Below are 23,619 nucleotides of genomic sequence, written 5' to 3'. Positions count from 1 at the left end.
AGTTCAACGAGCGGTTCTTGCCAACAGGATCGACGCGGAGAGAGGGGGACGAACGAATGAAGCTACGTCATGTGGTGGGTATCGGGTGCCTTGCCGTGCTGTCGGGTTGCGGGGGCGATCAGGGTTCGACGGATGCAAGCGTGCTGGCGCAGGTGTCGGGCGCGGCCGGAGCGGGATCGTCGCAGGGCGACCAGAATGATCAGGGTAATCAGAACGATCAGGGCGAGAACGGAGGCTCGGGCAAGCGGTCGGTGCTGCGCAGCGTCGATCCGAGGATCGGCACTGCGAATCTCGACATCAATGCGGACTGGGGCAGCGGCGTGCGCGGCCATGGCCACGTCTACCCCGGTGCGACCGTGCCGTTCGGCATGGTCCAGCTCGGACCGGACACGACCGGCGGCGCGCATACGTTGCCGTGGAACTGGGATCGCACGTCGGGCTACCAGTACGACGATCCGTTCATCACCGGCTTCACGCATACGCACCTGTCGGGCACCGGCATTGGCTCCGGTGGCGAAGTGCGGTTCCTGCCGACGCTCGCGCCGGTGGACAAGGCTACGCTGGCCAAGGTCGCCGCCGACGCGTCGATCACGTACAACGCATCGTTCAGCCACGACGACGAAAGCGCGAGCCCCGGCTACTACCGCGTGCGGATGTCGCCCACCGGCAGCGGCAACACGCCGTGGAACGTGCAGGGCGCGAAGATCCTCGCGGAGATGACGGCCACCACGCACGCGGGCGTGCATCGCTACACGTATTTCCCGAGCGCGGCCGGGCAGAAGCGCAGCATGATCGTGAGCATCGACAACCCGATCGGCGGCTCGACCGCCAGCGGCAAGATCCAGGTGATCGATGCGCAGACGATCGCCGGATGGGAGATCACGAACAACTGGGCGAACAACAAGCCGACATATTTCGTTGCGCGTTTCTCGAAGCCGTTCGATACGAAGAACGTCGCGTTCAGCGCGGACGGCTACACGGCCTACCTGACGTTCACGGCCGACGGGAACGAGGGCGGCGGCGCGGTCACGGTGAAGGTCGGCGTCTCGCCGTCGAGCATCGCGGATGCGCAGGCCAATCTCGCATCGGAAGTCGGCGCGAAGACGTTCGACCAGGTGCGCGGCTCGGCCGAGCGCGTGTGGACCGCTGCGCTCGACCGGGTCCGGATCAAGGGCGGCAGCGCCGACCAGCGGACGATGTTCTACACGTCGCTGTATCGCACGATGCTCGCGCCGACGGTCTACAACAACGCGGACGGCAGCTACGTCGGCACGGATTCGACCAACAACGGCGCGACGTCGCCGCCCACGACGAGCAAGCATGCGAATCCGGGCTTCGACTATTCGTCGACGTTCTCGCTGTGGGATACCTTCCGTGCCGAGTCGCCGTTGATGACGCTGGTGCAGCCCGAGCGCGTCGACGGCTGGGTCAAGTCGCTGCTGACGCAGTTCAGGCAGAACGGCAAGGGCGAACTGCCGGTCTGGCCGTTGGCGCAAACGGAAACCTTCACGATGGCCGGCCACCCGTCGATCCCGATGATCGCGGATGCGTATCTGAAGCACCTGACGAGCGCGGGCATCGACGACATCTGGACCGCGTTGACGACCACGCAAAGCGCGAGTGCACACGGCTTCGACCAGTATCGTCAGAGCGGCCATGTGTTCGCCGGCGACAACGCTTCCGTGTCGACCACGCAGGACTATTCGTTCGACGACTGGGCGACGGCCGCGGTGGGCAAGGCGGCCGGCAAGAGCACGGCCGACTACCGGCCTTACCTGCAACGGAGCCAGAACTACCGGAACGTATTCAACCCGGCGTTGAACAACGGCTGGAAGTTTGCGCAGCCGAAAGACGCGCAGGGCAACTGGGTGCCGGGTTTCGATCCGACGGCCGCCGAGAAGACGGACTTCTCCGAATCGAATTCGTGGGTCGATACGTGGAACATCTTCCACGACTTTCCGGGGCTCGTTGCGCTGCTGGGCGGCAAGAGCCAGTTCATCGCGCAACTCGACCGCACGTTCGATCCGGCCAACCCGCTGACCTTTCTCAACAACCAGGGCTTTCCGGACCTGACCGGCCGCAGCGGCCAGTTCTTCGCGGGGAACGAGCCGGCGAATCATCTGCCCTACCTGTACGACGTCGCGGGCGTGCCGTCGAAGACGCAGGATCGCGTCCGCTCGGTGATGGACGACATGTACTCGCTGACGCTGACGGCCGGCGATCGCGCATTGCTGAGCGGCGACAGCCTGAAGGCCGCGCTGAACGATCCGCGACGGGTGCGGAACGCGGCGATTCCCGGCAACGACGATTGCGGCCAGTTGTCCGCGTGGTACGTGCTGTCCGCGCTCGGCATCTATTCGCTCAATCCGGTGGGCGGCGTGTTTTACCTCGGCACGCCGCTGTTCGAGGAAGCGACGATCGACATCCCGGTCGCGTCGGGCGGCGGGGGCGGCAATGCATTGAAGTTCGGCGCGTCGCGGCGCTTCACGGTGACCGCGCATACGGCCAGCGGCGGCGCACCGTCGCCGGTTAATCGCTATGTTCAGTCGGTCAGCCTGAACGACACGCCGCTGCACCGGCCCTACATCACCTATGACGAGATGAAGGCCGGCGGCAAGCTCGATTTCGTGATGGGTTCGACGCCGAACGATGCGTGGGTCGGCCAGTGGAACGGCCAGGATCCGAACAGCGCGCTCGCGCCGTCGCTGGCGCTGGCCGGCAGTGCGGTCAGCATGCAGTAGCGGGTCGCGTTGCCGTGACAGGTCGCAGCCGGTAGCGCCGCCCGATTCACCGGGCAGGCTACCGGCATGCGGCCGGGCCCGGGTCGGGCGGCGCGTCGATCCTGCCTCCTTTCGCGCTTATGATGCGGGAACGCCACTGACAGGGTTCCCCGATATGGACGCGCCGCTCCCGCCGATGCATGCCCCGATTTCCGAAACGGAACCTGAAACCGAAGCCGCCGGCGAGCCGCGCGCGTCGCGCCTGCATCGGCCTGTCGCGCTCGTCACCGGATCGACGTCGGGCATCGGCGCGGCCATCGCGCGCCGCCTGTCGGCGGACGGCTACGCGGTGATCCTGCATTCCCGCAGTTCGGCCGACACCGGGCGCGCGATGGCGCGCGAACTCGGCGGGGCCTACGTGCAGGCCGATCTCGCCGACGATGCCGAGCGCGTGCGGCTGATCCGCGACGCGCTCGCCGTGCACGGACGGCTCGACGTACTCGTTAACAATGCCGGGATCAGCCGCGTGATTCCGCATGATGACCTCGCCGCGGCGACGCCCGACGTGTGGCGCGAGATGCACGAGATAAACGTGATCGCGCCGTTCCGGCTCGTTGCCGAAGCGCAGGCCGCGCTGCGTGGCGCGGCCTCGCACGGGCGGGCCGGTTGCGTCGTGAACGTCAGTTCGCATGCGGGCGTGCGGCCGAAGGGCGCGTCGATTCCGTATGCGGCGGCGAAGGCCGCGCTCAATCACACGACGCGGCTGCTGGCGCGCACGCTCGCGCCGTCGATTCGCGTCAATGCGGTCGCGCCGGGGCTGGTCGATACGCCGCTGACCGCCGACTGGACGGAGGCACAGCAGCTCTGGCGCGAGCGCGCGCCGATGCGTCGCGCGGCGACGCCGGACGACATCGCGCACACGGTCGCGATGCTCGTCGCATCCGATTACGTGACGGGCGAGATCGTGATGCTCGACGGGGGATTGAACCTGACGTGATGCAGCCGGGCAGCCGCGCGCAGGCATCGCGCGCGCAACCGCCGAAGCCGCGTGCCGGCATGCGCGATCAGCCGATGCTCGATCGCAGCCGCGCGAGCGCGTGGTCGTGCGTGCGCTCGAACTTCAGCGGCGTGACCGCGATATACCCTTCGCCCAGCGCGACCGTTTCCGAATCCGCATCGTCGTCGCGCGGTGCGCGGGCGAGCTTCAGCCAGTGATAGTCGATCTCGCGCGGGTCGCGCCCCGACACGATCTCGATGCCCTGCAGCGTGCCGGCGCCCTGGTTCGTCACCTTCAGCCCGCGCACGTCCTGCGCGGGGCGCGCCGGGAAATTCACGTTGAGGCACGCGTCGCTGTCCCAGCCGGCGGCGGCGAGGCGGCGAATGACGTCCGGCGCATGCGCGAGCGCCGTGCTCCACGGCACCGCGTTGCGATCGGTGAACGCCTGGCTCAGCGCGATGGCCGGCACGCCGACCAGCATGCTCGTCATCGCGGCGCCGACCGTGCCGGAAAACACCGTTTCGGTGCCGAGGTTCGCGCCGCGATTCACGCCGGACAGCACGACGTCGGGCCGCGCGTCCTTCATCAGGTGGCTGACCGCGATCGCGACGCAATCACCGGGCGTGCCGCGCACGGCGAAGCGGCGTTCGCCCTTGCGATGCACGCGCAGCGGTTCGTGCAGGCTCAGCGAATGCGACGTGCCGCTCTGGTCTTCCGCGGGCGCGACGATCCACACTTCGCGCGCCAGTTGCGTGGCGACCTGTTCGAGCACTTCAAGGCCGGGGGCGTCGAATCCGTCGTCGTTGGTGAGCAGGACGCGGTCGAACAGCGGGCGGGTTTCTTGCATCGGGACGATCCTCGCGGAGATGGGCAATGAGAGGGGAGTGCATCGTGGCGCAAGTCACAAGGCTAGCATCCCCGCGCGAGAATCGTCGTGTCGCACCGTCGGCGCGGACGTGAAAACGGGCGCATCGCGCGCCCGTTCGTCGGTGTGGATGTGCCGCGACCGCGGCGGGCGGGAACAGGCCCTAGCCGAGCAGGTGCCGCAGCAGCCCGGCCGACACGACGCCGACGATGACGGTCGGCAGGATCGACAGGCGTGTCGCCGCGAGCAGTGTGACGGCGAGCGCGAGCAGGTCGGCTGGGCGCGTCGACACGAAGGCCGGCGCGATCACCGAGATCAGCACGCAGCCGGGCACGTTCTCCATCACCGATGCCATCCGCGGGCTGAGCGTGCGGTTGCGCAGCAGCACGTAGCCGAGGATGCGCGACAGGTAGGTCGTCGACGCCATCAGCACGATCGTCGCGACCGTGCCGACATCCGGGAAATCAGGCATCGCGCGGCTCCCACAGCAGCGCGGCGATCAGCCCCGCGCATGCGCCGGCCGCGACGTACCACGCGCCGGGCACGGCGAGGTGCGTGCCCGCCGCGACGACGAGGCTCACGAACCACGGGCGGCTCGCGCGCATCCCCTTCCACATCCCGCGCAGCAACACCAGAAACACGGCCGTGAACGCCATGTCGAAGCCGTATTGTTCGACGTTGCCGATCGTCGGGCCGACCGCCGCGCCGAGCGTGGTCATCGAGATCCACGTCAGGTAGAGCCCCGCGCAGACGCCCGCGTAATACGGAACGCTGATGTGCGTGGCCGAGCGCGAGCGCGCATCGGCGAGCGACATCGCCCAGCTCTCGTCGCACATGAAGAACAGCGCGACGAACGCGCGGCGGCGCGGCATGCGCCGGATGTAAGGCTCGAACGCCGCGCCCATCAGGATGTGGCGCGAATTCACGAGGAACGACATCGCGACGATCAGCGCGATGTGCGGCGGCGACGTCCACAGATGGATCGCCGCGAATTCGGACCCGCCGCCGAAGTTCAGGCCCGTCATCATCGGCACCTCGAACAGGCTCAGCCCTTTCTGCGCGGCCTGCGCGCCCAGCACCAGCGCGAACGGCACGAAACCCAGCATGACGGGCAGCGCCGCGCGCAATCCGCGACCCATCTCGGCGACATAGGCGGGCTTGTCGCGAAGCCCGGACGACGTTGAAACGCTACTGCTCATTACTCCTCCTTCGGGGGAGGGATTGTCTGCTTTTTTGACTCGAATCGGGTTGCGTTGTGGCCAGAACTTTCGGAGAATTTGGCATTGAACGCGTGATTTGCTGATTTTTTGGAATCGAATGCCAAATGAAACTTGACGCCATCGACCGGCGGATCCTGAGCGCGCTCCAGCGCGATGGCCGCATGCAGAACGTGGAACTCGCGCACGAGGTCGGGCTGTCGCCGTCGCCGTGCCTGCGGCGCGTGCGGCTCCTCGAGGAAGCGGGCGTGATCGAGAAATACGTGGCCGTGCTGAATCCCGCGAAAGTCGGCAAGGGGCTGACCATCTTCACGCGCGTGTGGCTGAAGGGGCAGGACGCGGAATCGGTGAACCGCTTCGCCGAGGCCGTCCAGCAGATGCCGGAAGTCGTCGAGTGCCACCTGATGGCGGGCGACTGCGATTTCCTGCTGCGCGTCGTTGCGGCCGACATCGACGATTACCGGCGCTTCCAGATGGAATACCTCACGCGCATTCCGGGCGTGCTCAGCGTGAAGACCGACATTCCGATGCAGAAGGTCAAGCTCACGTCGGCGTTGCCGACCTAGCGCGGCGCGGGCGCGATGACGAGTCGACGAACGGTCACGGCTCGGTGACAATCGCCCGATAGACTGGCGAGTCACGCCGCTTCGTACGTCACGCTCGCACCGCCGTTCGACGTTCGATGCGCAAGCAACTAACGGTCAATGTCAACGCGATCGGGCAGGCGCCGTGCGCGCCGGGTCATGCGCCGGCGCGGGTGCGTTTCTTCTTGTCGGGCCATTCATGCAGCCATTCAACTATCCGTGGAATTCGCTGGAAATCGTCAAGCTCGTGCTGGGCGTGCTGACGCCGTTGTCGGTTGCCTGTCTCGGCTGGCTCGTTGCGCGCCGGCTGAAGCGGCTCGAACTCGTGCAGTGGACCAACCAGCGGCTGATCGAGAAGCGGCTCGCGCTGTACGATGCGGTCGCGCCGCAGCTCAATGCGCTGCTGTGCTTCTACACGTGGATCGGCTACTGGAAGGACATCTCGCCGGACGACGTGATCCGCGCGAAGCGCGAGCTCGACCGCACGTTCCACATCTACCGCTACCTGTTCGACGACGACGTGTACGACGCGTATCACACGTACATCCACGCGTTGTTCGACATGCACACGGGCCCGGGCCGCGACGCGCGGATCCGCTCGCTGATCCAGGCGCCCGACGGCGACCGGAGCGTGCACGGTTCGTATGAATGGAAGCCGGCGTGGTCCGAGCGTTTCGCGACCGCGAATGTCGTGCCCAGGGACGACGTGCTGCGGCATTACACGCAACTGATGGAACGGCTGCGCGTGGCGCTGGGCGCGACGCGCTGAAGTCCTGCCGAAGGCCGGCTGATGCCGGTTCGGGTTTTGGGGCGATTCAGGCGAAAGAGATCACGAGTTTTTTGCCGCAAGCGGCGGCGTACTTGCGCAGCGTTTCAATCGACGGGGAGTGCTGGCCTGTCGCGAGCGAGCGTTCGAGCCGCGTGATGGCAGGCGCCTTCGTTCCCATGCGCTCCGCCATATCGGCTTGCGAAAGACCGGCGGCTCGCCGGGCGGCAAGCATCGCATCGAGCAGCGCGAATTCTTCCCGGTTCAACCTTTCGAACTCGGTGCGTACCTTCGGATCGGCAAAGGCGTGCTCGCGCAGTGCTTTATACGTTGTCATCTTGAACCTCCTTCAGTTGATGGCACGGTTTCTCGTTTATTACTACTGCCGCCCGGCCACCGCCAGCCGTGCCGCGAGACCGACGAACACCGTGCCGAGCAGATATAGCGGCAGCTTCGACGGACGGCGGCGCGCGCCGATCCGTCGGCTCAGCCGGCTCGCGGAGAGGATCACCGCGCCGTTCACGACGAGCCCGATCAGGTTGAGCACCGTCGCGAGCACGAGGATCTGCACGGCGATCGAGCCGTGTTCGGGCCGCACGAACTGCGGGAACAGCGCGAGCACGAACAGCGCCATCTTCGGATTCAGCAGGTTCGTCGTCAGGCCCTGACGGAAGATCGCGGCGGTCGAGTGCCGGCGTTGCGATGCGACGGGCGACAGCGCGGTCGCATCCGAGCGGAACGTCTTCCACGCGAGATACAGCAGATACGCGGCGCCGGCAAAGCGCACGGCGTCATAGGCGATCGGCACCGCGACAAAGAGCTGCGACAGCCCGAGCGCCGCCGCGAGCGCGTGGCAGTAGGTGCCGGCCTGAATGCCTGCGAGCGTGGCGAAGCCTGCGCGCCGACCCTGGCTCACGCTGCGGGACGCGATCAGCAGCATGTCGGGGCCGGGCGTGGCGGTCAGCGCGAGACAGGCGCCGGAGAACAGCGCGAGCGTGGAGAAGTCGATCACGGGAAGCCCTTTCGCCGATGAGGCGTAAAAGGGAGGTCAGTTTAGGAAGGCCGTCGCGGGCAGTCAACCGCGCGCAGGCGAGGCGGCCCGGACGACGGCGCGCCTGTCGCGCCGGAACCGCCTGCTACGGCAGAGCCGTCTCGGCGATCATCCGCCGCAGTTCGGGCACGCAGGAGCCGCACTGCGTGCCGCATTTGAGTTGTGCCTGCAAGCCGGCCAACCGCTCCGCCGACGTCGCGTTCGCGGGACAGGCCGACAGCGTCGCACGAATCTCGCGCTCGCCCACGCCGACGCAATTGCAGATCGCGCGGCCGCGTGCGGGCGCCGCCTGCAACGGCACGCGCCCGGCGAACAGCAGCATCCGGCCGATCGCGCCGACGCCGGTGCCGCTGTCGACATAGTCGCGCAGCACGGCGGCACTGTCCTCGGTCGCGTTGGCTGCGCCCGACACGGAGAACGCCGTCAGCGCCCCGTCGACGACGCGCACGCGGCGGGCGGTGCCGCGCCGCGCGTCGCCGTAGCTCATCACGTCGACCGCATGTTCCGGCAGGCCCAGCAGCGCTTCGATTTCGCGCTGCAGTTCGATGGGCACGGGCTCATAGGCCGCCGCGCGCCATGCGAGCCCGCCGCCGGCGTCGGTGCCGAACGGCGTGCAACTTGCATACGGGAAGCGCGCAAACAGCGCACGCAACTGGCGCTGCCGGGCCAGCAGTTCGTCGGCGGGCAACCGTGCGGCGATCAGCCAGCGCCACGGCAGGTCGGCCTTCAGCAGCTTGATCGCCGCGTGCTTCAGTTCCGGCTGACGCGAGTACGGGTCCAAAGCGGCGGAGGTCACCGTATTGACGCCCGCGCCAATGCGATTGCCGGCCACGCCGGACACGAACTCGTCGCCCCAATGCATCGGCGTGAACGCCTGGCCGGGCGCGATGGCGTCGTCGGCGCGCGCGGGCAGCAGCATGCTGCCGCGGCGCGACGTCAAGTGCACGAAGTCGTGCGGGCCGATGCCGAGACGCGCGCAGTCCGCGGTGTTCAGATCGACGGTCGGCCCCGGTGCGTGCGAGAACAGCTTCGGCACGCTGCCGGTTCGGCTGCAACCGTGCCACTGGTCGCGCAGCCGGCCGGTCGTCAGCGCGAAGCGGAAGCGCGAATCGACCGGTTCCGCAACCGGCTGATACGGCGTCGCGATGAAGCGGGCGCGGCCGTCGGCGGTCGGGAAATGCCCGTCGGCATAAAGGCGGGCGGCGCCGCGCGCCGCGCCGGCGGGAAAGGGCCATTGCTGCGGGCCGTCCGACTCGAGTCGCGACCACGACAGCCCGCCGATGTCGCAATCGCGTCCGGCCGTCGTCGCGCGATGCTCGTTCCAGATCGCTTCGGTGTTCGCATACGGAAACAGCGTGGGCCGGCCCGTCGCGAGCCGCGCTTCCAGCCGTTGGCCGACCTCGGCGGCGATCCGCCAGTCCGCGCGCGCGTCGCCGTACGGTTCGACGGCTGCCCGCACGCGCGAGATGCGCCGCTCCGAATTGGTGACGGTGCCGTCCTTCTCGCCCCATGTTGCCGCGGGCAGCAGCACGTCCGCGTACGGTGCGGTACCGGTGTGCGCGTACGCCTCTTGCAGTACGACGAATTCCGCGCGGGCGAGCCCCGCGCGCACGGTCGCCTGGTTCGGCAGCGAGTGCGCCGGGTTCGTGCAGACGATCCACACGGCTTTCAGTTCGCCTGAGGCGAGCCGGTCGAACATCTCGACCGCGGTCAGGCCAGGCTGTGTCGGCACGTCGTCGACGCCCCACAGTCGCGCGATTTCGGCCCGGTCCTCGGGATTCGCGAGATCGCGATGCGCGGATGCGAGCGTCGCCATCCCGCCCACTTCTCGGCCACCCATCGCATTCGGCTGCCCGGTCAGCGAGAACGGCCCTGCGCCGGGCTTGCCGATCTGCCCGGTGGCCAGATGCAGGTTGATCAGCGCGACGTTCTTGTGCGTGCCGTCCGCCGACTGGTTCAGCCCCTGGCAGTACAGCGACAGCGACGGGCCGTCGGCGAACCAGCGCGCGGCTTTGACGATGTCGTCCGCGCGCAGCCCGCAGACCTGCGCCGCGACGGCCGGCGACCATTCGCGCACGCTGTCGCGTACCGCGTCGAAGCCGTTCGTGTGGGCGTCGATGAACGCGCGGTCGAGCGAGCCGTCCCACACCAGCACGTGCAGCATCGCGTTGAACAGCGCGACGTCGGTGCCGGGCTGCAGCGCGAGGTGCAGCGTCGCGTCGCTCGCGGAATCGGTGCGTCGCGGATCCGCGACGATCACCTTCATCGCCGGATTGCGCTCGCGCGCGGCTTCGAGCCGGCGGTACAGGATCGGATGCGCGAACGCCGGGTTCGCGCCGGCGATCAGCACGGTGCCCGCGTGATCGAGATCGTCGTAGCTGCACGGCGGCGCATCCGCGCCGAGCGATTTCTTGTAGCCGACCACGGCCGAGCTCATGCACAGCCGCGAATTCGAATCGATGTTGTTGGTGCCGATCAGTCCTTTCGCGAGCTTGTTGAAGACGTAGTAGTCCTCGGTCAGCAGTTGGCCCGAAACATAGAAGCCGACCGCATCGCGGCCATGCCGCTCGACGATCCGCGCGAAGCGCGCGGCGACATGGTCGAGCGCGTCGTCCCACGACACACGCGTGCGCGCCGCGTCGCGCGCGTGTCGCAATTCCGGGTGCGTCGCGCGGGTCTGCGCATAGCGTTCGGCTGCGGCGGTCAGATGCAGCGTGCTGCCCTTCGAGCACAGCCGGCCAAAGTTGGCCGGGTGATCGGGGTCACCGCGCACGCCGACGATCTTGCGCTGTCCGTCGGCATCGGCACGCGTCTGGATGACCACGCCGCAACCGACGCCGCAGTAGCAGCATGTCGAACGTGTTTCGCGCAGGTCCGGTTCGGGGCGCCCATCGCATGTCGCTGCCGTTCCCGTCATGCAGCATGTCCCGGTTCGACGCATGCGGGTGCGCCCGATGCGTCGTCGCCGATGGCGAGCGACGCGAGTTCGCTGCGCCTGAGCAGCACCGCGTCGCCGTCGCACGCGACGCTGAACACGGGCGTGCAGCCGTCGTCGGGCGGCAGCGCGCAGCCGTTGCCGAATGCGACGTTGAAGCCGTGCAGCGGACACGTGACCTGTTCGCCGTGCACGATGCCTTGCGACAGCGGGCCGCCGCGATGCGGGCAGCGGTCGAGCAGCGCGAACACACGGTCGCCCGCGGTGCGAAACAGCGCGACGGGCGCGCCTTCGGGCCGCTTGACGACGCGTGCGCCGAGCGGGGGAATGTCGTCGATCCGGCAGACCGCGATCCAGTCGGGTTCGAAAGTGGGCATCGTAGGGTTTCCTGGCATTTGCGCCGGCATCAGCGGCCGGCCGTTTCGACGGCGATCGGGGTGAACTGGCGCAGGTCGACCTGCGCATCGTCGGTGTCGTGCCACGGATCGGGCTCGTCCTTCAGCGCGAACTGCAGGCGTTCCCACAGCGCAACGCGGTTGTCGGCATCGTCGAGCACGCGCGCTTTCACGTAGTCGAGCCCGACGCGTTCGATGTAGTGCACGGTGCGCTCCAGATACCAGCCTTCCTCGCGATAGAGCTGCAGGAACGCACCTGCGTACTCGAGCACTTCCTCGTGCGTCTTCACCTTGCAGAAGAATTGCGCGACCTCGGTCTTGATGCCGCCGTTGCCGCCGACGTAGATTTCCCAGCCGGAATCGACGCCGATCACGCCGACGTCCTTGATGCCCGATTCCGCGCAGTTGCGCGGGCAGCCCGACACCGCGAGCTTGACCTTGTGCGGCGCGTACATCCGCCACAGCGCACGTTCGAGCTGCTGCCCCATCAGCGTCGAGTCCTGCGTGCCGAAGCGGCACCATTCGGAGCCGACGCAGGTCTTCACGGTGCGCAGCGCCTTCGCGTACGCGTGACCGCTCGGCATCCCGAGGTCGTGCCACACGCCTGGCAGATCTTCCTTTTTCACGCCGAGCAGGTCGATGCGCTGCCCGCCCGTGACCTTGACGGTCGGAATCGCATACTTGTCGACCACGTCGGCGATGCGGCGCAACTCGTCGGCCGTCGTCACGCCGCCCCACATGCGCGGCACGACCGAATAGGTGCCGTCCTTCTGGATGTTCGCGTGCGCGCGTTCGTTGATGAAGCGCGACTGCGGATCGTCCTTTGCCTCGTGCGGCCAGGTACTGATGCAGTAATAGTTGAGCGCCGGGCGGCAGGTCGAACAGCCGTTCGGCGTGCGCCATTCGAGGAAGTGCATCGCCGCCGGCACCGACAGCAGCTTGTGCTCGCGAATCGCGGTGCGCACTTCCGCATGCGTGCGGTCGGTGCAGCCGCATACCGGCTTCGCCTTCGGCGACGCCGAATAGTCGCCGCCGAGCGTCGACATCAGGATCTGCTCGACCAGCCCGGTGCACGAACCGCACGACGCGGACGCCTTCGTGTGCTTGCGCACGTCTTCCAGCGTGAAGAGCCCCTTTTCCTTGATCGCGCCGACGATCGTGCCCTTGCAGATGCCGTTGCAGCCGCACACCTCGGCGGTGTCGGGCATCGCCGCCGCATGCGTGATGCCGCTGTGCCCCGTGTCGCCGAGACTGGTCTCGCCGAACATCAGCGTCTCGCGGATGTCCGCGATGTTGCGGCCCTCGCGCAGCAGCTTGAAGTACCACGCGCCGTCGGCGGTGTCGCCGTACAGGCACGCACCGACGATCCGGTCATCCTTGACGACGATCTTCTTGTAGACGCCCGCGAGCGGATCGGACAGCGTGATGTCCTCGGTGCCTTCGCCGCCGAGGAAGTCGCCGGCGGAATAGAGATCGATGCCCGTCACCTTCAGCTTCGTCGACGTGACCGAGCCGACATAGCGGCCGATGCCGAATTCCGCGAGATGGTTTGCCGCGACCTTGGCCTGCTCGAACAGCGGCGCGACGAGCCCGTATGCGATGCCGCGATGGCTCACGCATTCGCCGACCGCGTAGATGCGCGGGTCGTAGGTCTGCATCGTGTCGTTCACGACGATCCCGCGGTTGCAGTAGAGGCCGGTGCTTTCGGCGAGCTCGGTGTTCGGGCGGATGCCGACCGCCATCACGACGAGATCGGCTTCCAGCGTGTCGCCGTCGGCGAAGCGCACGGCGCGCACACGATCGCCGTCCGGACCGTCGCTTTCCAGCGCGGCGGTCTGCTTCCCCATCAGGAACTTCAGGCCGCGTGCCTCGAGCGACTTGCGCAGCAGCTCGCCCGCGGTTGCGTCGAGCTGTCGCTCGAGCAGCGTCGGTGCGAGGTGGACGACCGTCACGTCCATCCCGCGCACTTTCAGGCCGTTCGCGGCTTCGAGGCCGAGCAGCCCGCCGCCGATCACGACCGCATGGCGATAGTGCGACGACGCATCGATCATCGCCTGCGTGTCGGCAATGTCGCGATAGCCGAGTACGCCGTCGAGCCCGCTCCCGGGGATCGGCAGCATGAACGGATTCGAACCGGTCGCGAGCAGCAGGCGGTCGTAAGGCGCCTCGGTGCCGTCGTCGGCCACCACGACCCGGCGCACGCGGTCGATCTTCACGACCTTGCGGCCGGTCAGCAGCGTCACGCCATGCTGTTCGTACCACGCGTAATCGTTCAGGACGATCTGCTCGAGCGTCTGCTCGCCGGCCAGCACCGGCGACAGCAGGATCCGGTTGTAGTTCGGATGCGGCTCCGCGCCGAATACCGTGACGTCGTACAGATCCGGGGCCAGCTTGAACAGTTCTTCGAGCGTGCGTACGCCCGCCATGCCGTTGCCGACCATCACCAGCTTCATCTTCCGCATTCCGCCGTCTCCTTGACCTTGGGCGCGCAGGTTGCCCTGCCTGTCAAGCAAACAAAAAGCAAGCAGCATGCCAATGGCTCCGTGCTACAGCCCGGCGCGAGGCGCGCACTTTGGTGCGCACCTCGCGCATGCGCGGCACGGTCTAAGTTGGTGCATTGCAATGCGACGGCGGTGCACGGGAGCGGCAACGGTCGATTCGTCAGCGGATTCCTGTCGCGCGCTCGTCCGCATTGGCGCGGCGTGGTTCGACATTTCGTCCGCGGCATCGGCTACATCGGTCGCCCGGTCGATGTCGTATGCGTGCGGTGGCGATCACTCGGCCACATGCGTCATGTCGCGCGGCGCCCTGGCCGTTGCGCCGGTGGCCCGCGCGTCGGCGGGCGCGGCCCAGTAGAGCCATTGCGCACGAAGCAGCATGAGCGCGCCGCATGCGCAGGCAGCGAGTGCACCGAACGTCACGAAGCCAAGCTGATAGCTGCCGGTACTTTCCTTCGCGATGCCCATCACGACGGGCAGATAGAAGCCGCCGATTCCGCCCGCGGCGCCGACAATGCCGGACAGCAGGCCGGTCTTGCCCTTCCAGCGATGCGGCACGAGCTGGAATGTCGCGCCGTTGCCGAGCCCGAATGCGAGGTACAGGCAGATCAGCAACGCGATTCCGCCGGCAAGCGGCGGCATCCACGCGGCGAAGGCGAAATCGGCGGCGGCGATCGCGGCGAGCAGCACGATCAGGGCGCGCACGCCGGTGACGCGGTCCGCGATGAATCCTCCGAGCGGTCGCACGATTGCGCCGAGGAAGGCGAGCAGCGACATGAACAGGCCGGCGTCGATCTTCGGCATCTGGTACAGCGACGTCAGCAGCAGCGTGACGTATGACGACATGCCGACGAAGCCGCCGAACGTGATGCTGTAAATCAGCATGATGACCCACGTATCGCGCTCGGCGAGCACCGCGCGGTAGCGCGCGGGCAGTATCGCGATCGCGAGCAGCGCGCCCATCACCGGCAGCAGCAGCACGCCGGTCTTGCCGGTGCCGAACAGCCCGCCGTGCACGGCCAGGACCAGTGCGACGAGACCCACGAGCGTGATGACGAATGCGCCGAGCGCACGCGGCACGCTGCCGGATTTTTCGCCGCGGTCGTCGGCCCACGCGATGATCGCCAGGCCGGAGATCGCGAGCAGCGGCAGCGCGGCGGCGGTCGAGAGCTTCCAGCCGATCGCGGCTGCGATGTGCGGAAACATGAAGCCGTCGAGGACGGCGCCGATGTTGCCGGCCGCTGCGAGGCCGAGCACCAGACCCTGCACTTTCGGCGGATAGCTGCTGCCCGCCATCGGCAGCGCAACGGCGAAACTGGCGCCGCCCATGCCGAGGAACACGCCGAGGACGAGCAGCAGCGCATACGACGGCGTGCCGGGCACGCACGGCAATACGATGGCCGGCAGCGCGGACAACACCACGCCCATCAGGGCGATGCTGCGTCCGTTGGCGGATTGATACAGGTTGCCGAGCGTCACGCGCAGGATGGCGGCGGCGAGCACGGGTACCGCGACGAGAAAGCCCTGCTGTGCGGCGGACATCGCGATGTCCTTGCCGATAAACGGCGCGAGCGGGCCGTACAGCACCCAGACGGTGAAGCCGGTGTCGAAGTACAGGAAGCACGCGAGCAACGAGCGCCAGTTGCCGCTCTGCAGGGAGGTGCGCAAACGCGTCATGGTGGAGACCTCTGCGGATTGCCGGTCGGACACCGGCGGAGTCGGGGCGGAACATCGCCACGCGCCGCGTTGCGGCGCTGGATCATTGTTGGCAAGTTGTATGCCAGCACGTTCGGATTCCGACGGATGCGGCGCCCGGCCTTTTCCGGCGCGGTATGCGGAAGATCCACGACGATCGATACGACGCCGATGGCGGCACTGTCAGCGTGCGCGCGGCGCAGTGCTGGTGCGGCGATGCACAGGGACGATTCCGGATGCTGTCGCTCGCGGCGCGAGGGTGCCGGGATCGGGCGCGCAGTCGATGATCGGGGCCGGGCGTGTTCCCGCTAATAACGGGCCCTTCTGGTGGCCAGCCCCGCGAATGGCTTTTTCAGATCAGGGAAACGTGCGGTGCCGGCTGCACTGCGGCGTCGATCGTTGCTGTTTGGCAATGGTTGCAGCGCGGCGGGTCCGGCAGCACGGTGGTGAGGCACGCGCCGCAGGTATCGAAACGGAACGCTGCGATGCGTGCGCCCACGCCAACTGTCCGGCTCGTCGCTCAGCCCTTCGTGACGACGTCGGTCCGCAGCGCTTCGCCGCCGGCGACGATCGCCAGCAGACGATCGCCAGCAGACGATCGACGGCCGGTCGCGTCGAGCATGCGGTGGCTCTGCCACGCGAGCGACAGCACGAACCGCATCCCGTAGCCACTGAACGTCATCGCGCCGTTGGCGACGATGCAAGTAAATGGCCCGCGAGCCACAAACGAGTGGCGCACGGGCCGTCGCGGACCGGCCCGATTCCCTGTGAGCGATCTGGAGGGTATCGACTCCGCCGCCTCAGGTCACCACCGGGGTATCCGCGAAGAACTGCCGATACCAGTCACGCAACTGAAACAAAGGCCCGTCACCGTCGCACAGAAGCGGTGCCGTTCTGTAGATCTTCCTGCGCCACAACACCACATCCTGGTCGAAAGCGTCGTGTGCGAACTTTGCATACTGCCGTGCGATTTCGTCGGTATCCGGAAGACCCGGATCCCGCTGAATCTTTATGCCATAGCAGACGTCCACATGTTCGGTGTCGATAGGCGTATGAATGTTCACCTGCTTGCTCGCGTACGTCCCCTCCATCGACACATGCATTACCGCGGGCCCGTAGTAGGTCGCTTCGGTCATGAGCGTCTTCCCTAGCGTCGGGTGGCCACCGATCTTCGACCGTTGCGCCGCGACGTGACCGTCGAAATTCACGGTGATCTCTTCGATCGGCGATCCGTGGACGTACGTGAAGTGCGGTGCGTCGACCAGATTCTCGATAATCTCCTTGCCCTGGGTCCGCACGCGCCAACGCTTGAAATACCATCCGGTCCACCCTTGTTCCCCGTTCATGGCCGGATCCACCGGCAGCTCCCACGTTGGAGGACCGCCTGCCGGATCGAACCACATGTGAACGATCTGGTTGACTTCGCGCACCTGATGAGACTCGAGGGCACGCTCCTTGGCCTTGATCGGTATGCGTTTGGCATACGGAACGTCGACGCAGGCGCCCGTCTGCGAGAACTTCCATTCGTGAAACGGGCAAACGATCGTGTCACCCACACAGCGACCGTCTCCAAGATGGGCGCCCAGATGCGGACAGAATGCGTCGAGGATCGACACAATGCCGTTCTCGCCTCGAAACGCGACATACTCGTTGCCGAAGTAGCTCAGCGACTTGATTTCGCCGGCCTTGATCTCGTCAGAGAATAGTACTGCGAACCATCCTCGCGGATATTTTCCAGAGAAAAAATCTTCAGACACGTCCCCTCCTTTATGCGGTATCGATATGAATCACACGTGCTCGGTTGCACCGAGAGCAATCTCCTCGAAGGATCGGATAATCCCGACCGGCTCTTGTTTGTCGAGATCGAATCCGTGTTCTTCCAATACCCATTGACGGGTATCCTCCCGACGTCGAGTGACATACACGCGCTTTTCCTCCGTCGACGCCGGTACCTTGGCTCGATCCAGGTAGAACTGATGATACCAGTCGCGCAGTTGGTAAACCGGCCCGTCGCCGTCGCAGAGAATCGGATTGTCGACGCGTGTCTTCTTGTCCCAGATCCGCAGATCCTGGAAGAATGTCTCCTGCCCGTTCGCAATATAGGCAGCGATCAGTTTCTGATTCTCGGAGAACGAAAGCTCCGGAACGGCACGGACTTTCATTCCGAAATGCATCATGAACTGGTCCTGGTGAATGGGGACACTGCCGATCATCATGATGCACTCGAGCCGGTGTCCCCACATTTCCGCATCCATGTCCGCAATGACGTAGGACGGGCCATGGTAGTACGCAATGCTTCGAAGGCTGTCGCCCGTCCCGATCAGCTGATTGCCCCCAGTCAGCATCTGGCAGTAAGTGTGCCGCTCCGCGACGTTAACGAAGCTGCTGACGGGCGACCCGTGAACGGGCTCAAAATGGTAAACATCCGAAAGGTTGTCGATGAGTTCGCGGCAATTGGTATTTGCGGGCCGGCTGATCACGACCCAGTCGGACCAACCCGCTTCATTGCAGCAGCGATGCGGGGGAATGCGCTGGTCTTCGATCGAGGGTTTCTCTTCATGATCGTGCCAGATAAAAAGCAGTTCATTCTCGATCATCGTTTCCCATTCGCGAATCCGTGCCTTCATCGGAATTCGGGACGCGTAGGGGATGTGCTCGCAGCGCCCGCCTTCGCCCCACTGCCACGAGTGAAACGGGCATTCCAGGTTGTTTCCTTTGACCGCTCCGAGCGCGAGATTTGCGCCCATGTGCGGACAGACACCGTCGAATACTCTGATTTTTCCGTCCTCGCCACGATACGCCACCAACTTCGTTCCGAATGCCTCCAGGCTGGTCACTTCACCGGTCCGAATTTCGCGCTCCAGGCCGAAGCAATGCCAACCGCGCGCATAGCGAGTCGGCATTTGAGAAATAATTTTTGCATAAGTGGCCATCGTTGGATCCTGTTTTATTGAGAGGGAAATTTGTAGGTTATGCGCTGCACACTCCGATACACTGCGATAAAGTCTAGAGAACGTTGAATATCCAGAAAATGAGTTTATTTGCACCCCACTATGCAAAAACGCACACCCGGCGCAGTTAAATGGGACGACCTGCGCTATTTCCTCGCCGTCGCAAAATCCGGTTCGTACCTGGCAGCAGGAAAGGCACTCAGCGTGGATCGAACCACGGTCAGCCGGAGAGTCGATGCCCTGGAGAAAATCGTCGGATGTCAGCTTTTCGTGCTGGACGACAGCGGATTTCAACCGACCCCCGCCGGACGCGCAGTGCTTGCAGTCGCGTCTCAGATGGAACAAGAAGCGAGCGTTCTGGCAGCAGTCATGCAGCGAACGCTGGGTGGTGTCGAAGGAACGGTTCGACTTGCGATGTCCGCCTCCCTTGGCGACATCTTCATCTCGGACGTTGTCGCGTTTCACCAGCGGAATCCGTTCGTGAACATCGAGGTGAGCAATGTCAGTGACCCGCTCACGCTCGTATTGGAGCGACGCGCCGATATGGGTATCTGCGTGTCGTATGGGCCGCCGTCCAGGGTGGATAGTGTGCCCCTCGGCGAGGTAGAGGTCGCTGTCTATCGTGCAGTCGGGCATCGTGGTTCCGACACGCGGGAGACGTGGGTCGGTTGGGGTGACGATATTCCCAAGCCATTTGTCGACTGGCTCAAGGAATATGCGCCAGACGGTGCTCGCGTGAGCACAAAGGTCAATTCGTGGGATGCGCTTCGAAGCGCGGTCTTGTCTGGCGGCGGCATCGCGCCTCTATGGTGCATGCTCGCCGACCGGGAACCCGGACTCGAGAGAGTTTCTCCGGACGCACGGAAGCACTACTTGACGCTTTGGCTCACCGCCCACGAAAGTTCGAAACGCACGGGTGCGCAACAAGCGGCCTGGTTGTTTCTTGCCGAACGTCTGCGGCGAAACCTGATTGCGATCGGGGCATCGTAGATTCCGTCCAAGGGTAGAAGGCGCGGCACCGCTGGCCAGCAGGAGCGGGAAATTCCGGGCGGCGCACCTGTCGCTGCCCGGCTGGATTCTGGTCGCGGCCATCGAAAGAGGGGGGGGCGCCTCTTCGATTACCGCAGCACGTTGGTACGCCGCTCAGCCCTTCGCGACGACGTCGATTCGCAGCGCTTCGCCGCCGGCGACGATCGCCAGCAGACGATCGACGTTCGGATGTGCGCCGGGACGGTTGCGCGCGTCGGCCGTATGCTCGGCGAACACCGCGAGGCCGTGCTCGGCGGCCTTTGCGTCGAGCGCGCCGAATGCCTGTTTCAGGTAGTGGTACACAGCGAGCGAACCTTGCTTGCCCGGCTGGTTCTCGATGCTGGCGACCACGTCGCCGTTCGCGCCGACGAGATCGATGCGCGCGATGCCGTCGATGGCCGGCAGTTGCGCGAGGTTGTCCTTGAATACTTGGGTCGGTTGAATCACTGAAAACACTCCGTCGGTTCGGTCATGGGCCAAAGAGCGTGGCCGGCCGTATCTTATCCGATCGGCTTAGGCGCACCGGCCGGCGCGCCGGACCCGGCCGTGCGCCAGGCCAGTGCCGCGCACGCGAGCTGCACGGCGCTGCCCGCCAGCATCGCGACCCGCAGCCCGGCCGCGCCGCCGCCGCACGCGTCGTACAGCGCACCCAGCATGGCGACGCCGAACACCGCGCCGATCATCCGCATTACGTTCATCAGCGACGCGGCCGTGCCCGCGCGCGCGGCGTCGACCGCGCCGACGGCCGTCGCAGCCAGCGACCCGACGGCGAGGCCGAGCCCCGTGCCCGTGAACGCCAGGCCGGTTTCCGCCCAGCCGAGCATCGGCGCATGCGCATCCGTCGACCCGGCCGCGCCGATGCCGATCGCGGCGAGCCCGATGCCCATCAGCGCGACGCCGCCCGCGCCGACAGTGCGCCCGCTGAAGCGCGCGGCGACCGAGCCCGAGCCGAACGACACGAGCGCGAACAGCACCGACATCGGCAGCAGCGCGAGTCCCGCGCCGGTCGCGTCGAGCACGCGATGGCTCTGCCACGCGAGCGGCAGCACGAACAGCATCCCGTAGCCGCCGAACGTCATCGCGCCGTTGGCGATCAGCATCCCGCGGAACGCGCGGTTCGCGAGCAGGTCGAGCGGCACCAGCGCGGCCTTGCCGAGGCGTCGTTCGATGCGGATGAACAGCGCGATGGCGGTCGTGCTCGTCGCGACCAGCAGCGCCGCGCGCAACGTGTCGTGGCGCGCGTCGATCGTCGCGAACACGACGCAGCCGATCGCGATCGCACCGAGCGCTTGCGCGGCCGGATCGAAACGGCGGCCGTGCGGATCGGCCGATTCGGGTACGACGATGGAGGCCAATCCGATCGCCGCGACGCCGAACGGGATCACGACCCAGAAGATGCTGCGCCAGCCGAATGCGTGGATCAGCACGCCGCCGAGCGTCGGGCCGACGATCATCGCGATGCCGCCGCACGCGGCCCAGACGCCGAGTGCGCGCGCGCGTTCGGCAGGGTCATGCCAGATCACGCGGACGATCGCGAGCGAAGCGGGAATCAGCAGCGCGGCGCCAGCGCCGGCGAGCGCGCGGCCCGCGATCAGCATGCCGAGCGTCGGCGCGAGCGCGCACATGACCGATGCGCCGCTCAGCACTGCCGCGCCGAGGACGAATGCGCGCCGCCTGCCGTACAGGTCGCCGACGAGGCCGCCCGTGAGCAGCAGCACCGCATAGGCGAGGTTGTACGCGTCGATGACCCATTGCAGCGCGCCGACGCGCGCGCCGAACGCGGCGCCGATCGGTTCGGTCGCGAGATTGACGATCGCGGTGTCGATCTGCGCGATCAGCACCGCGATGCACAGCGCCGGCAGCACGAGGCGGTGCCGGGCAGGCGCGGCGGCATCGGCCGCGCTGGACGAAGCATTACGGATCGTCGGGTTCATCGGTGTTCTCCTGTTTGTTCGCCGCGCCGGCGGCCGGCGGCCCGTGCCGCCATTCGGCGGGCGCACCGCCGCGCGTCGCGCGGATGCGCTGGTGCGGCGACACGGCCGGACGCGCGCCGCTCGCCACCCACTCGTCGTAGAACTCGACCTTCGCGTCGATCAGTTCGAGCGCATCGGTCCAGCGGCGGATGTTGTCCTGCACGCGCGCACGGTGCGCGGCCAGCAGCGCGCGCCGTTCGCGCAGCGACGGCGGGCCTTGCTTCACCAGCGCCGTATACGCGCGCAACTGCGCGATCGACATCCCCGTGCAGCGCAGCCGGTCCATCAGGTCGAGCCAGCCGACGTGATGCCGGCTGTAGCGTCGCCGGCCAGCCGCGTCGCGTTGTACGCCCGGCAGCAGCCCCTGCGACTCGTACCAGCGGATCGCATGGATGCTGCGTCCCGTCGCCTGTGCGATCTCGCCGATCAGCAACGTGAGTGACTGCTCGCTTGCGTCGTCCGCGCCGACGCGGCGCGATCGGTTCGTCATATGCACTCCTTGCGGTCCTGTCGACCAGTGAACACCGTAGAGCACACTCTAGGTCAAGCGTCGCCGTGCGGAAGAGGTCAACCATCGAGGGTCGCATCGGGCTGGCCATCGCGTTTCGTTACCGCCCGGCGGCGGCCGGCACGCCCGCATCGCGCGAGCGCTCGATGTCGGGGCCGCGATACGTGCCCGTCGTGCGCGCGATCCGGTCGACCGCGTGCGCCTGCGCCGACGACGGCAGGTTCAGCACGCATTCGCCGGTGCGCAACAGGTTGCGGGTGGTTTGCGAACTGGCGGCGATGCCGAACACGCCGCGCCAACCCAGCCAGAACGCGGACGAGATCGGCGCGAGATTGGCTGTGCCGTCCTCGTTCAGCGTGCTGACCAGCACGACGGGCGTGCCGAAATAGAGGATGTTCGGTTCGGTGACGCGATGCGGAGCATTCATGGTCGGGGCCTTCGTTTCGTCGAGAGATCAGTCCGCATGCTGATCCCGTCGCGGCCGCGCGGCGCTCCGAATCTTGTCGTGTCATTCAGTTCGGTGCGCGCAGGCGGTGTTTGCGCCAGCATGGAGCCGTCGGCATCGTGCGCGCTTTTCCGCTAGAGTAGGAGATCGCAGGCCGCGCACGCCGTACCATGCGGGCGGGCGTGGCCACGTTCCGCCAACGCACACGAGGGCCTGATGGACACTGAACAACGCTACACCGCCAACGCGCCGACACGCGCGGAAGTCGACGCACTGGGCGGTGCAACCGTCATCGAATTCGGCGCGAACTGGTGCGGTATCTGCGCGGGTGCGCAGCCCGCGATCGTGGCGTCGTTCTCCACGCATCCCGCCGTGCGGCACCTGAAGATCGAGGACGGCCCGGGTCGCCCGCTCGGCCGCTCGTTCCGCGTGAAGCTGTGGCCGACGCTGGTGTTCCTGCGCGATGGTGTCGAAGTCGCGCGTGTCGTGCGCCCCACCGATGCCGGGCAGATCGAGGCCGACGGCTTCGCCGCGCTGGCCTGACGCCATGACCATGCAACAGGCCATTACGCACATCGTCGTCGACGCGGGCGGCAGCGGCCTCGTCGAATTCACGTCGCAGGTGCGCGCGTTCGTCGATCAGCAGTCGATCCGCACGGGCGTGCTTACCGTGTTCTGCCGGCACACGTCGGCCTCGCTGCTGATCCAGGAGAACGCCGATCCGTCGGTGCAGCGCGATCTCGAACGCTACTTCGCGACGCTCGCGCCGGAAGACGCCACACGTTACGAGCACGACACCGAAGGCCCCGACGACATGCCCGCGCACTTGCGCACGGCGCTCACGCAGGTGCAACTGTCGATTCCGGTCGAGCTTGGGCGCATGGTGCTCGGCACCTGGCAGGGGATCTACCTGTTCGAGCATCGTCGTGCCGCACATCGGCGCGACATCGTGCTGCATCTGATCGGCGAGTGAGCGGGCGAGTGAGCGCC

At 66.6% G+C, this 23,619-nt stretch carries 23 protein-coding genes and 1 pseudogene; 7 read left to right on the top strand and 17 right to left on the bottom strand.

The annotated features are described in order from the left end of the window. Positions 1 to 56: 56 nt before the first annotated feature. Both CUJ89_RS30995 and CUJ89_RS30990 read left to right on the top strand, forming a co-directional pair. Entirely contained in the window at positions 57 to 2,741 is a 2,685-nt protein-coding gene (locus CUJ89_RS30995; protein WP_114181056.1) for a GH92 family glycosyl hydrolase, read from the top strand. A 154-nt stretch (positions 2,742 to 2,895) separates the two neighbouring features. Next, positions 2,896 to 3,717 (top strand): SDR family NAD(P)-dependent oxidoreductase, encoded by an 822-nt coding sequence (locus CUJ89_RS30990; protein ID WP_114181055.1) that lies wholly within the window; start codon positions 2,896 to 2,898, stop codon positions 3,715 to 3,717. 67 nt (positions 3,718 to 3,784) lie between these two features. Here CUJ89_RS30990 and surE read toward each other — a convergent pair whose 3' ends face one another. The 3 genes from surE to CUJ89_RS30975 all read right to left on the bottom strand — a co-directional run bounded on the left by surE (position 3,785) and on the right by CUJ89_RS30975 (position 5,781). Further along, positions 3,785 to 4,564, bottom strand: coding sequence for a 5'/3'-nucleotidase SurE (surE, locus tag CUJ89_RS30985; protein ID WP_114181054.1), 780 nt, complete (start codon positions 4,562 to 4,564; stop codon positions 3,785 to 3,787). A gap of 181 nt (positions 4,565 to 4,745) precedes the next feature. Then, complete coding sequence (locus tag CUJ89_RS30980; protein ID WP_114181053.1) at positions 4,746 to 5,054, bottom strand: AzlD family protein; 309 nt, start codon at positions 5,052 to 5,054, stop codon at positions 4,746 to 4,748. Continuing rightward, entirely contained in the window at positions 5,047 to 5,781 is a 735-nt protein-coding gene (locus tag CUJ89_RS30975) for an AzlC family ABC transporter permease (protein ID WP_114181052.1), read from the bottom strand. The genes CUJ89_RS30980 and CUJ89_RS30975 overlap by 8 nt, the downstream gene beginning before the upstream one ends. Positions 5,782 to 5,906: 125 nt before the next feature. On the opposite strand from CUJ89_RS30975, the gene CUJ89_RS30970 reads away from it, so the two are divergent. Together CUJ89_RS30970 and CUJ89_RS30965 are read left to right on the top strand one after the other, a co-directional pair. Continuing rightward, on the top strand, positions 5,907 to 6,365 hold the full coding sequence (locus tag CUJ89_RS30970; RefSeq protein WP_006486309.1) for an Lrp/AsnC family transcriptional regulator: 459 nt from the start codon (positions 5,907 to 5,909) through the stop codon (positions 6,363 to 6,365). Between the two features lie 217 nt (positions 6,366 to 6,582). After that, the gene (locus CUJ89_RS30965) at positions 6,583 to 7,152 is read left to right on the top strand and encodes a hypothetical protein (protein ID WP_114181051.1); all 570 of its coding nucleotides are present in this window, start codon (positions 6,583 to 6,585) and stop codon (positions 7,150 to 7,152) included. 46 nt (positions 7,153 to 7,198) lie between these two features. Here the strand turns inward: CUJ89_RS30965 and CUJ89_RS30960 are convergent, their stop codons facing one another. The 10 genes from CUJ89_RS30960 to CUJ89_RS30920 all read right to left on the bottom strand — a co-directional run bounded on the left by CUJ89_RS30960 (position 7,199) and on the right by CUJ89_RS30920 (position 18,656). After that, positions 7,199 to 7,486, bottom strand: coding sequence for a helix-turn-helix domain-containing protein (locus CUJ89_RS30960; protein ID WP_114181050.1), 288 nt, complete (start codon positions 7,484 to 7,486; stop codon positions 7,199 to 7,201). Positions 7,487 to 7,528: 42 nt separating this feature from the next. Further along, positions 7,529 to 8,161 (bottom strand): LysE family translocator, encoded by a 633-nt coding sequence (locus CUJ89_RS30955; protein WP_114181049.1) that lies wholly within the window; start codon positions 8,159 to 8,161, stop codon positions 7,529 to 7,531. A 124-nt stretch (positions 8,162 to 8,285) separates the two neighbouring features. Continuing rightward, positions 8,286 to 11,117, bottom strand: coding sequence for a nitrate reductase (locus CUJ89_RS30950; protein ID WP_114181048.1), 2,832 nt, complete (start codon positions 11,115 to 11,117; stop codon positions 8,286 to 8,288). Then, positions 11,114 to 11,512, bottom strand: a complete 399-nt coding sequence (locus tag CUJ89_RS30945) for a nitrite reductase (NAD(P)H) small subunit (RefSeq protein WP_114181047.1) — start codon at positions 11,510 to 11,512, stop codon at positions 11,114 to 11,116. Before CUJ89_RS30945 ends, CUJ89_RS30950 begins: the two co-directional genes overlap by 4 nt. A 29-nt stretch (positions 11,513 to 11,541) precedes the next feature. Beyond that, positions 11,542 to 13,992 carry a nitrite reductase large subunit NirB gene (nirB, locus tag CUJ89_RS30940; RefSeq protein ID WP_114181046.1) on the bottom strand — a complete coding sequence of 817 codons (2,451 nt, stop codon included), beginning with the start codon at positions 13,990 to 13,992 and terminating at the stop codon, positions 11,542 to 11,544. 312 nt (positions 13,993 to 14,304) lie between these two features. Continuing rightward, positions 14,305 to 15,705, bottom strand: coding sequence for an MFS transporter (locus CUJ89_RS30935; protein ID WP_114181045.1), 1,401 nt, complete (start codon positions 15,703 to 15,705; stop codon positions 14,305 to 14,307). 370 nt (positions 15,706 to 16,075) lie between these two features. Next, positions 16,076 to 16,222, bottom strand: coding sequence for a hypothetical protein (locus CUJ89_RS38110; protein WP_161556575.1), 147 nt, complete (start codon positions 16,220 to 16,222; stop codon positions 16,076 to 16,078). A gap of 21 nt (positions 16,223 to 16,243) precedes the next feature. Beyond that, complete coding sequence (locus CUJ89_RS30930; RefSeq protein WP_201752428.1) at positions 16,244 to 16,405, bottom strand: hypothetical protein; 162 nt, start codon at positions 16,403 to 16,405, stop codon at positions 16,244 to 16,246. 118 nt (positions 16,406 to 16,523) lie between these two features. Continuing rightward, positions 16,524 to 17,480: a Rieske 2Fe-2S domain-containing protein gene (locus CUJ89_RS30925; RefSeq protein ID WP_161556574.1), complete on the bottom strand. Its 957-nt coding sequence runs from the start codon at positions 17,478 to 17,480 to the stop codon at positions 16,524 to 16,526. Between the two features lie 30 nt (positions 17,481 to 17,510). Next, entirely contained in the window at positions 17,511 to 18,656 is a 1,146-nt protein-coding gene (locus CUJ89_RS30920; RefSeq protein ID WP_114181042.1) for a Rieske 2Fe-2S domain-containing protein, read from the bottom strand. Between the two features lie 120 nt (positions 18,657 to 18,776). Here CUJ89_RS30920 and CUJ89_RS30915 point away from each other — a divergent pair, with 120 nt between their 5' ends. Beyond that, a complete protein-coding gene (locus CUJ89_RS30915; RefSeq protein WP_114181041.1) occupies positions 18,777 to 19,664 on the top strand; it encodes a LysR family transcriptional regulator in 888 nt (295 codons plus the stop codon). A 153-nt stretch (positions 19,665 to 19,817) separates the two neighbouring features. Here CUJ89_RS30915 and CUJ89_RS30910 read toward each other — a convergent pair whose 3' ends face one another. From CUJ89_RS30910 to CUJ89_RS30895, 4 genes and pseudogenes are all read right to left on the bottom strand, one after another. Beyond that, positions 19,818 to 20,150, bottom strand: a complete 333-nt coding sequence (locus tag CUJ89_RS30910; protein ID WP_027782121.1) for a DUF2322 family protein — start codon at positions 20,148 to 20,150, stop codon at positions 19,818 to 19,820. A gap of 53 nt (positions 20,151 to 20,203) precedes the next feature. Beyond that, positions 20,204 to 21,637: an MFS transporter gene (locus CUJ89_RS30905; RefSeq protein ID WP_114181040.1), complete on the bottom strand. Its 1,434-nt coding sequence runs from the start codon at positions 21,635 to 21,637 to the stop codon at positions 20,204 to 20,206. Continuing rightward, positions 21,618 to 22,166 (bottom strand): MerR family transcriptional regulator, encoded by a 549-nt coding sequence (locus CUJ89_RS30900; RefSeq protein ID WP_114181039.1) that lies wholly within the window; start codon positions 22,164 to 22,166, stop codon positions 21,618 to 21,620. The genes CUJ89_RS30905 and CUJ89_RS30900 overlap by 20 nt, the downstream gene beginning before the upstream one ends. Before the next feature lie 151 nt (positions 22,167 to 22,317). Next, positions 22,318 to 22,611, bottom strand: a pseudogene (locus CUJ89_RS30895) (flavin reductase family protein); the annotation flags it as partial. 234 nt (positions 22,612 to 22,845) lie between these two features. On the opposite strand from CUJ89_RS30895, the gene CUJ89_RS30890 reads away from it, so the two are divergent. Both CUJ89_RS30890 and CUJ89_RS30885 read left to right on the top strand, forming a co-directional pair. Further along, positions 22,846 to 23,172, top strand: a complete 327-nt coding sequence (locus tag CUJ89_RS30890) for a thioredoxin family protein (protein WP_114181038.1) — start codon at positions 22,846 to 22,848, stop codon at positions 23,170 to 23,172. 10 nt (positions 23,173 to 23,182) lie between these two features. Then, complete coding sequence (locus CUJ89_RS30885; protein WP_114181659.1) at positions 23,183 to 23,602, top strand: secondary thiamine-phosphate synthase enzyme YjbQ; 420 nt, start codon at positions 23,183 to 23,185, stop codon at positions 23,600 to 23,602. The last annotated feature ends 17 nt before the right edge of the window (positions 23,603 to 23,619 follow it).

It is taken from the genome of Burkholderia pyrrocinia (assembly GCF_003330765.1).
Classification (GTDB): domain Bacteria; phylum Pseudomonadota; class Gammaproteobacteria; order Burkholderiales; family Burkholderiaceae; genus Burkholderia; species Burkholderia pyrrocinia_B.
Note: the sequence above shows the minus strand (reverse complement) of the source record. Positions and strands in the feature narration are given on the sequence as shown.

Excerpts from the sequence above, each read along its gene's own strand:
- CUJ89_RS30995 (WP_114181056.1), top strand. The coding sequence starts at position 57 with ATGAAGCTACGTCATGTGGTGGGTATCGGGTGCCTTGCCGTGCTGTCG.
- CUJ89_RS30990 (WP_114181055.1), top strand. The coding sequence starts at position 2,896 with ATGGACGCGCCGCTCCCGCCGATGCATGCCCCGATTTCCGAAACGGAA.
- surE (WP_114181054.1), bottom strand. The coding sequence starts at position 4,564 with ATGCAAGAAACCCGCCCGCTGTTCGACCGCGTCCTGCTCACCAACGAC.
- CUJ89_RS30980 (WP_114181053.1), bottom strand. The coding sequence starts at position 5,054 with ATGCCTGATTTCCCGGATGTCGGCACGGTCGCGACGATCGTGCTGATG.
- CUJ89_RS30975 (WP_114181052.1), bottom strand. The coding sequence starts at position 5,781 with ATGAGCAGTAGCGTTTCAACGTCGTCCGGGCTTCGCGACAAGCCCGCC.
- CUJ89_RS30970 (WP_006486309.1), top strand. The coding sequence starts at position 5,907 with ATGAAACTTGACGCCATCGACCGGCGGATCCTGAGCGCGCTCCAGCGC.
- CUJ89_RS30965 (WP_114181051.1), top strand. The coding sequence starts at position 6,583 with ATGCAGCCATTCAACTATCCGTGGAATTCGCTGGAAATCGTCAAGCTC.
- CUJ89_RS30960 (WP_114181050.1), bottom strand. The coding sequence starts at position 7,486 with ATGACAACGTATAAAGCACTGCGCGAGCACGCCTTTGCCGATCCGAAG.
- CUJ89_RS30950 (WP_114181048.1), bottom strand. The coding sequence starts at position 11,117 with ATGACGGGAACGGCAGCGACATGCGATGGGCGCCCCGAACCGGACCTG.
- CUJ89_RS30945 (WP_114181047.1), bottom strand. The coding sequence starts at position 11,512 with ATGCCCACTTTCGAACCCGACTGGATCGCGGTCTGCCGGATCGACGAC.
- nirB (WP_114181046.1), bottom strand. The coding sequence starts at position 13,992 with ATGCGGAAGATGAAGCTGGTGATGGTCGGCAACGGCATGGCGGGCGTA.
- CUJ89_RS30935 (WP_114181045.1), bottom strand. The coding sequence starts at position 15,705 with ATGACGCGTTTGCGCACCTCCCTGCAGAGCGGCAACTGGCGCTCGTTG.
- CUJ89_RS30930 (WP_201752428.1), bottom strand. The coding sequence starts at position 16,405 with ATGACGTTCAGTGGCTACGGGATGCGGTTCGTGCTGTCGCTCGCGTGG.
- CUJ89_RS30920 (WP_114181042.1), bottom strand. The coding sequence starts at position 18,656 with ATGGCCACTTATGCAAAAATTATTTCTCAAATGCCGACTCGCTATGCG.
- CUJ89_RS30915 (WP_114181041.1), top strand. The coding sequence starts at position 18,777 with ATGCAAAAACGCACACCCGGCGCAGTTAAATGGGACGACCTGCGCTAT.
- CUJ89_RS30905 (WP_114181040.1), bottom strand. The coding sequence starts at position 21,637 with ATGAACCCGACGATCCGTAATGCTTCGTCCAGCGCGGCCGATGCCGCC.
- CUJ89_RS30900 (WP_114181039.1), bottom strand. The coding sequence starts at position 22,166 with ATGACGAACCGATCGCGCCGCGTCGGCGCGGACGACGCAAGCGAGCAG.
- CUJ89_RS30890 (WP_114181038.1), top strand. The coding sequence starts at position 22,846 with ATGGACACTGAACAACGCTACACCGCCAACGCGCCGACACGCGCGGAA.
- CUJ89_RS30885 (WP_114181659.1), top strand. The coding sequence starts at position 23,183 with ATGCAACAGGCCATTACGCACATCGTCGTCGACGCGGGCGGCAGCGGC.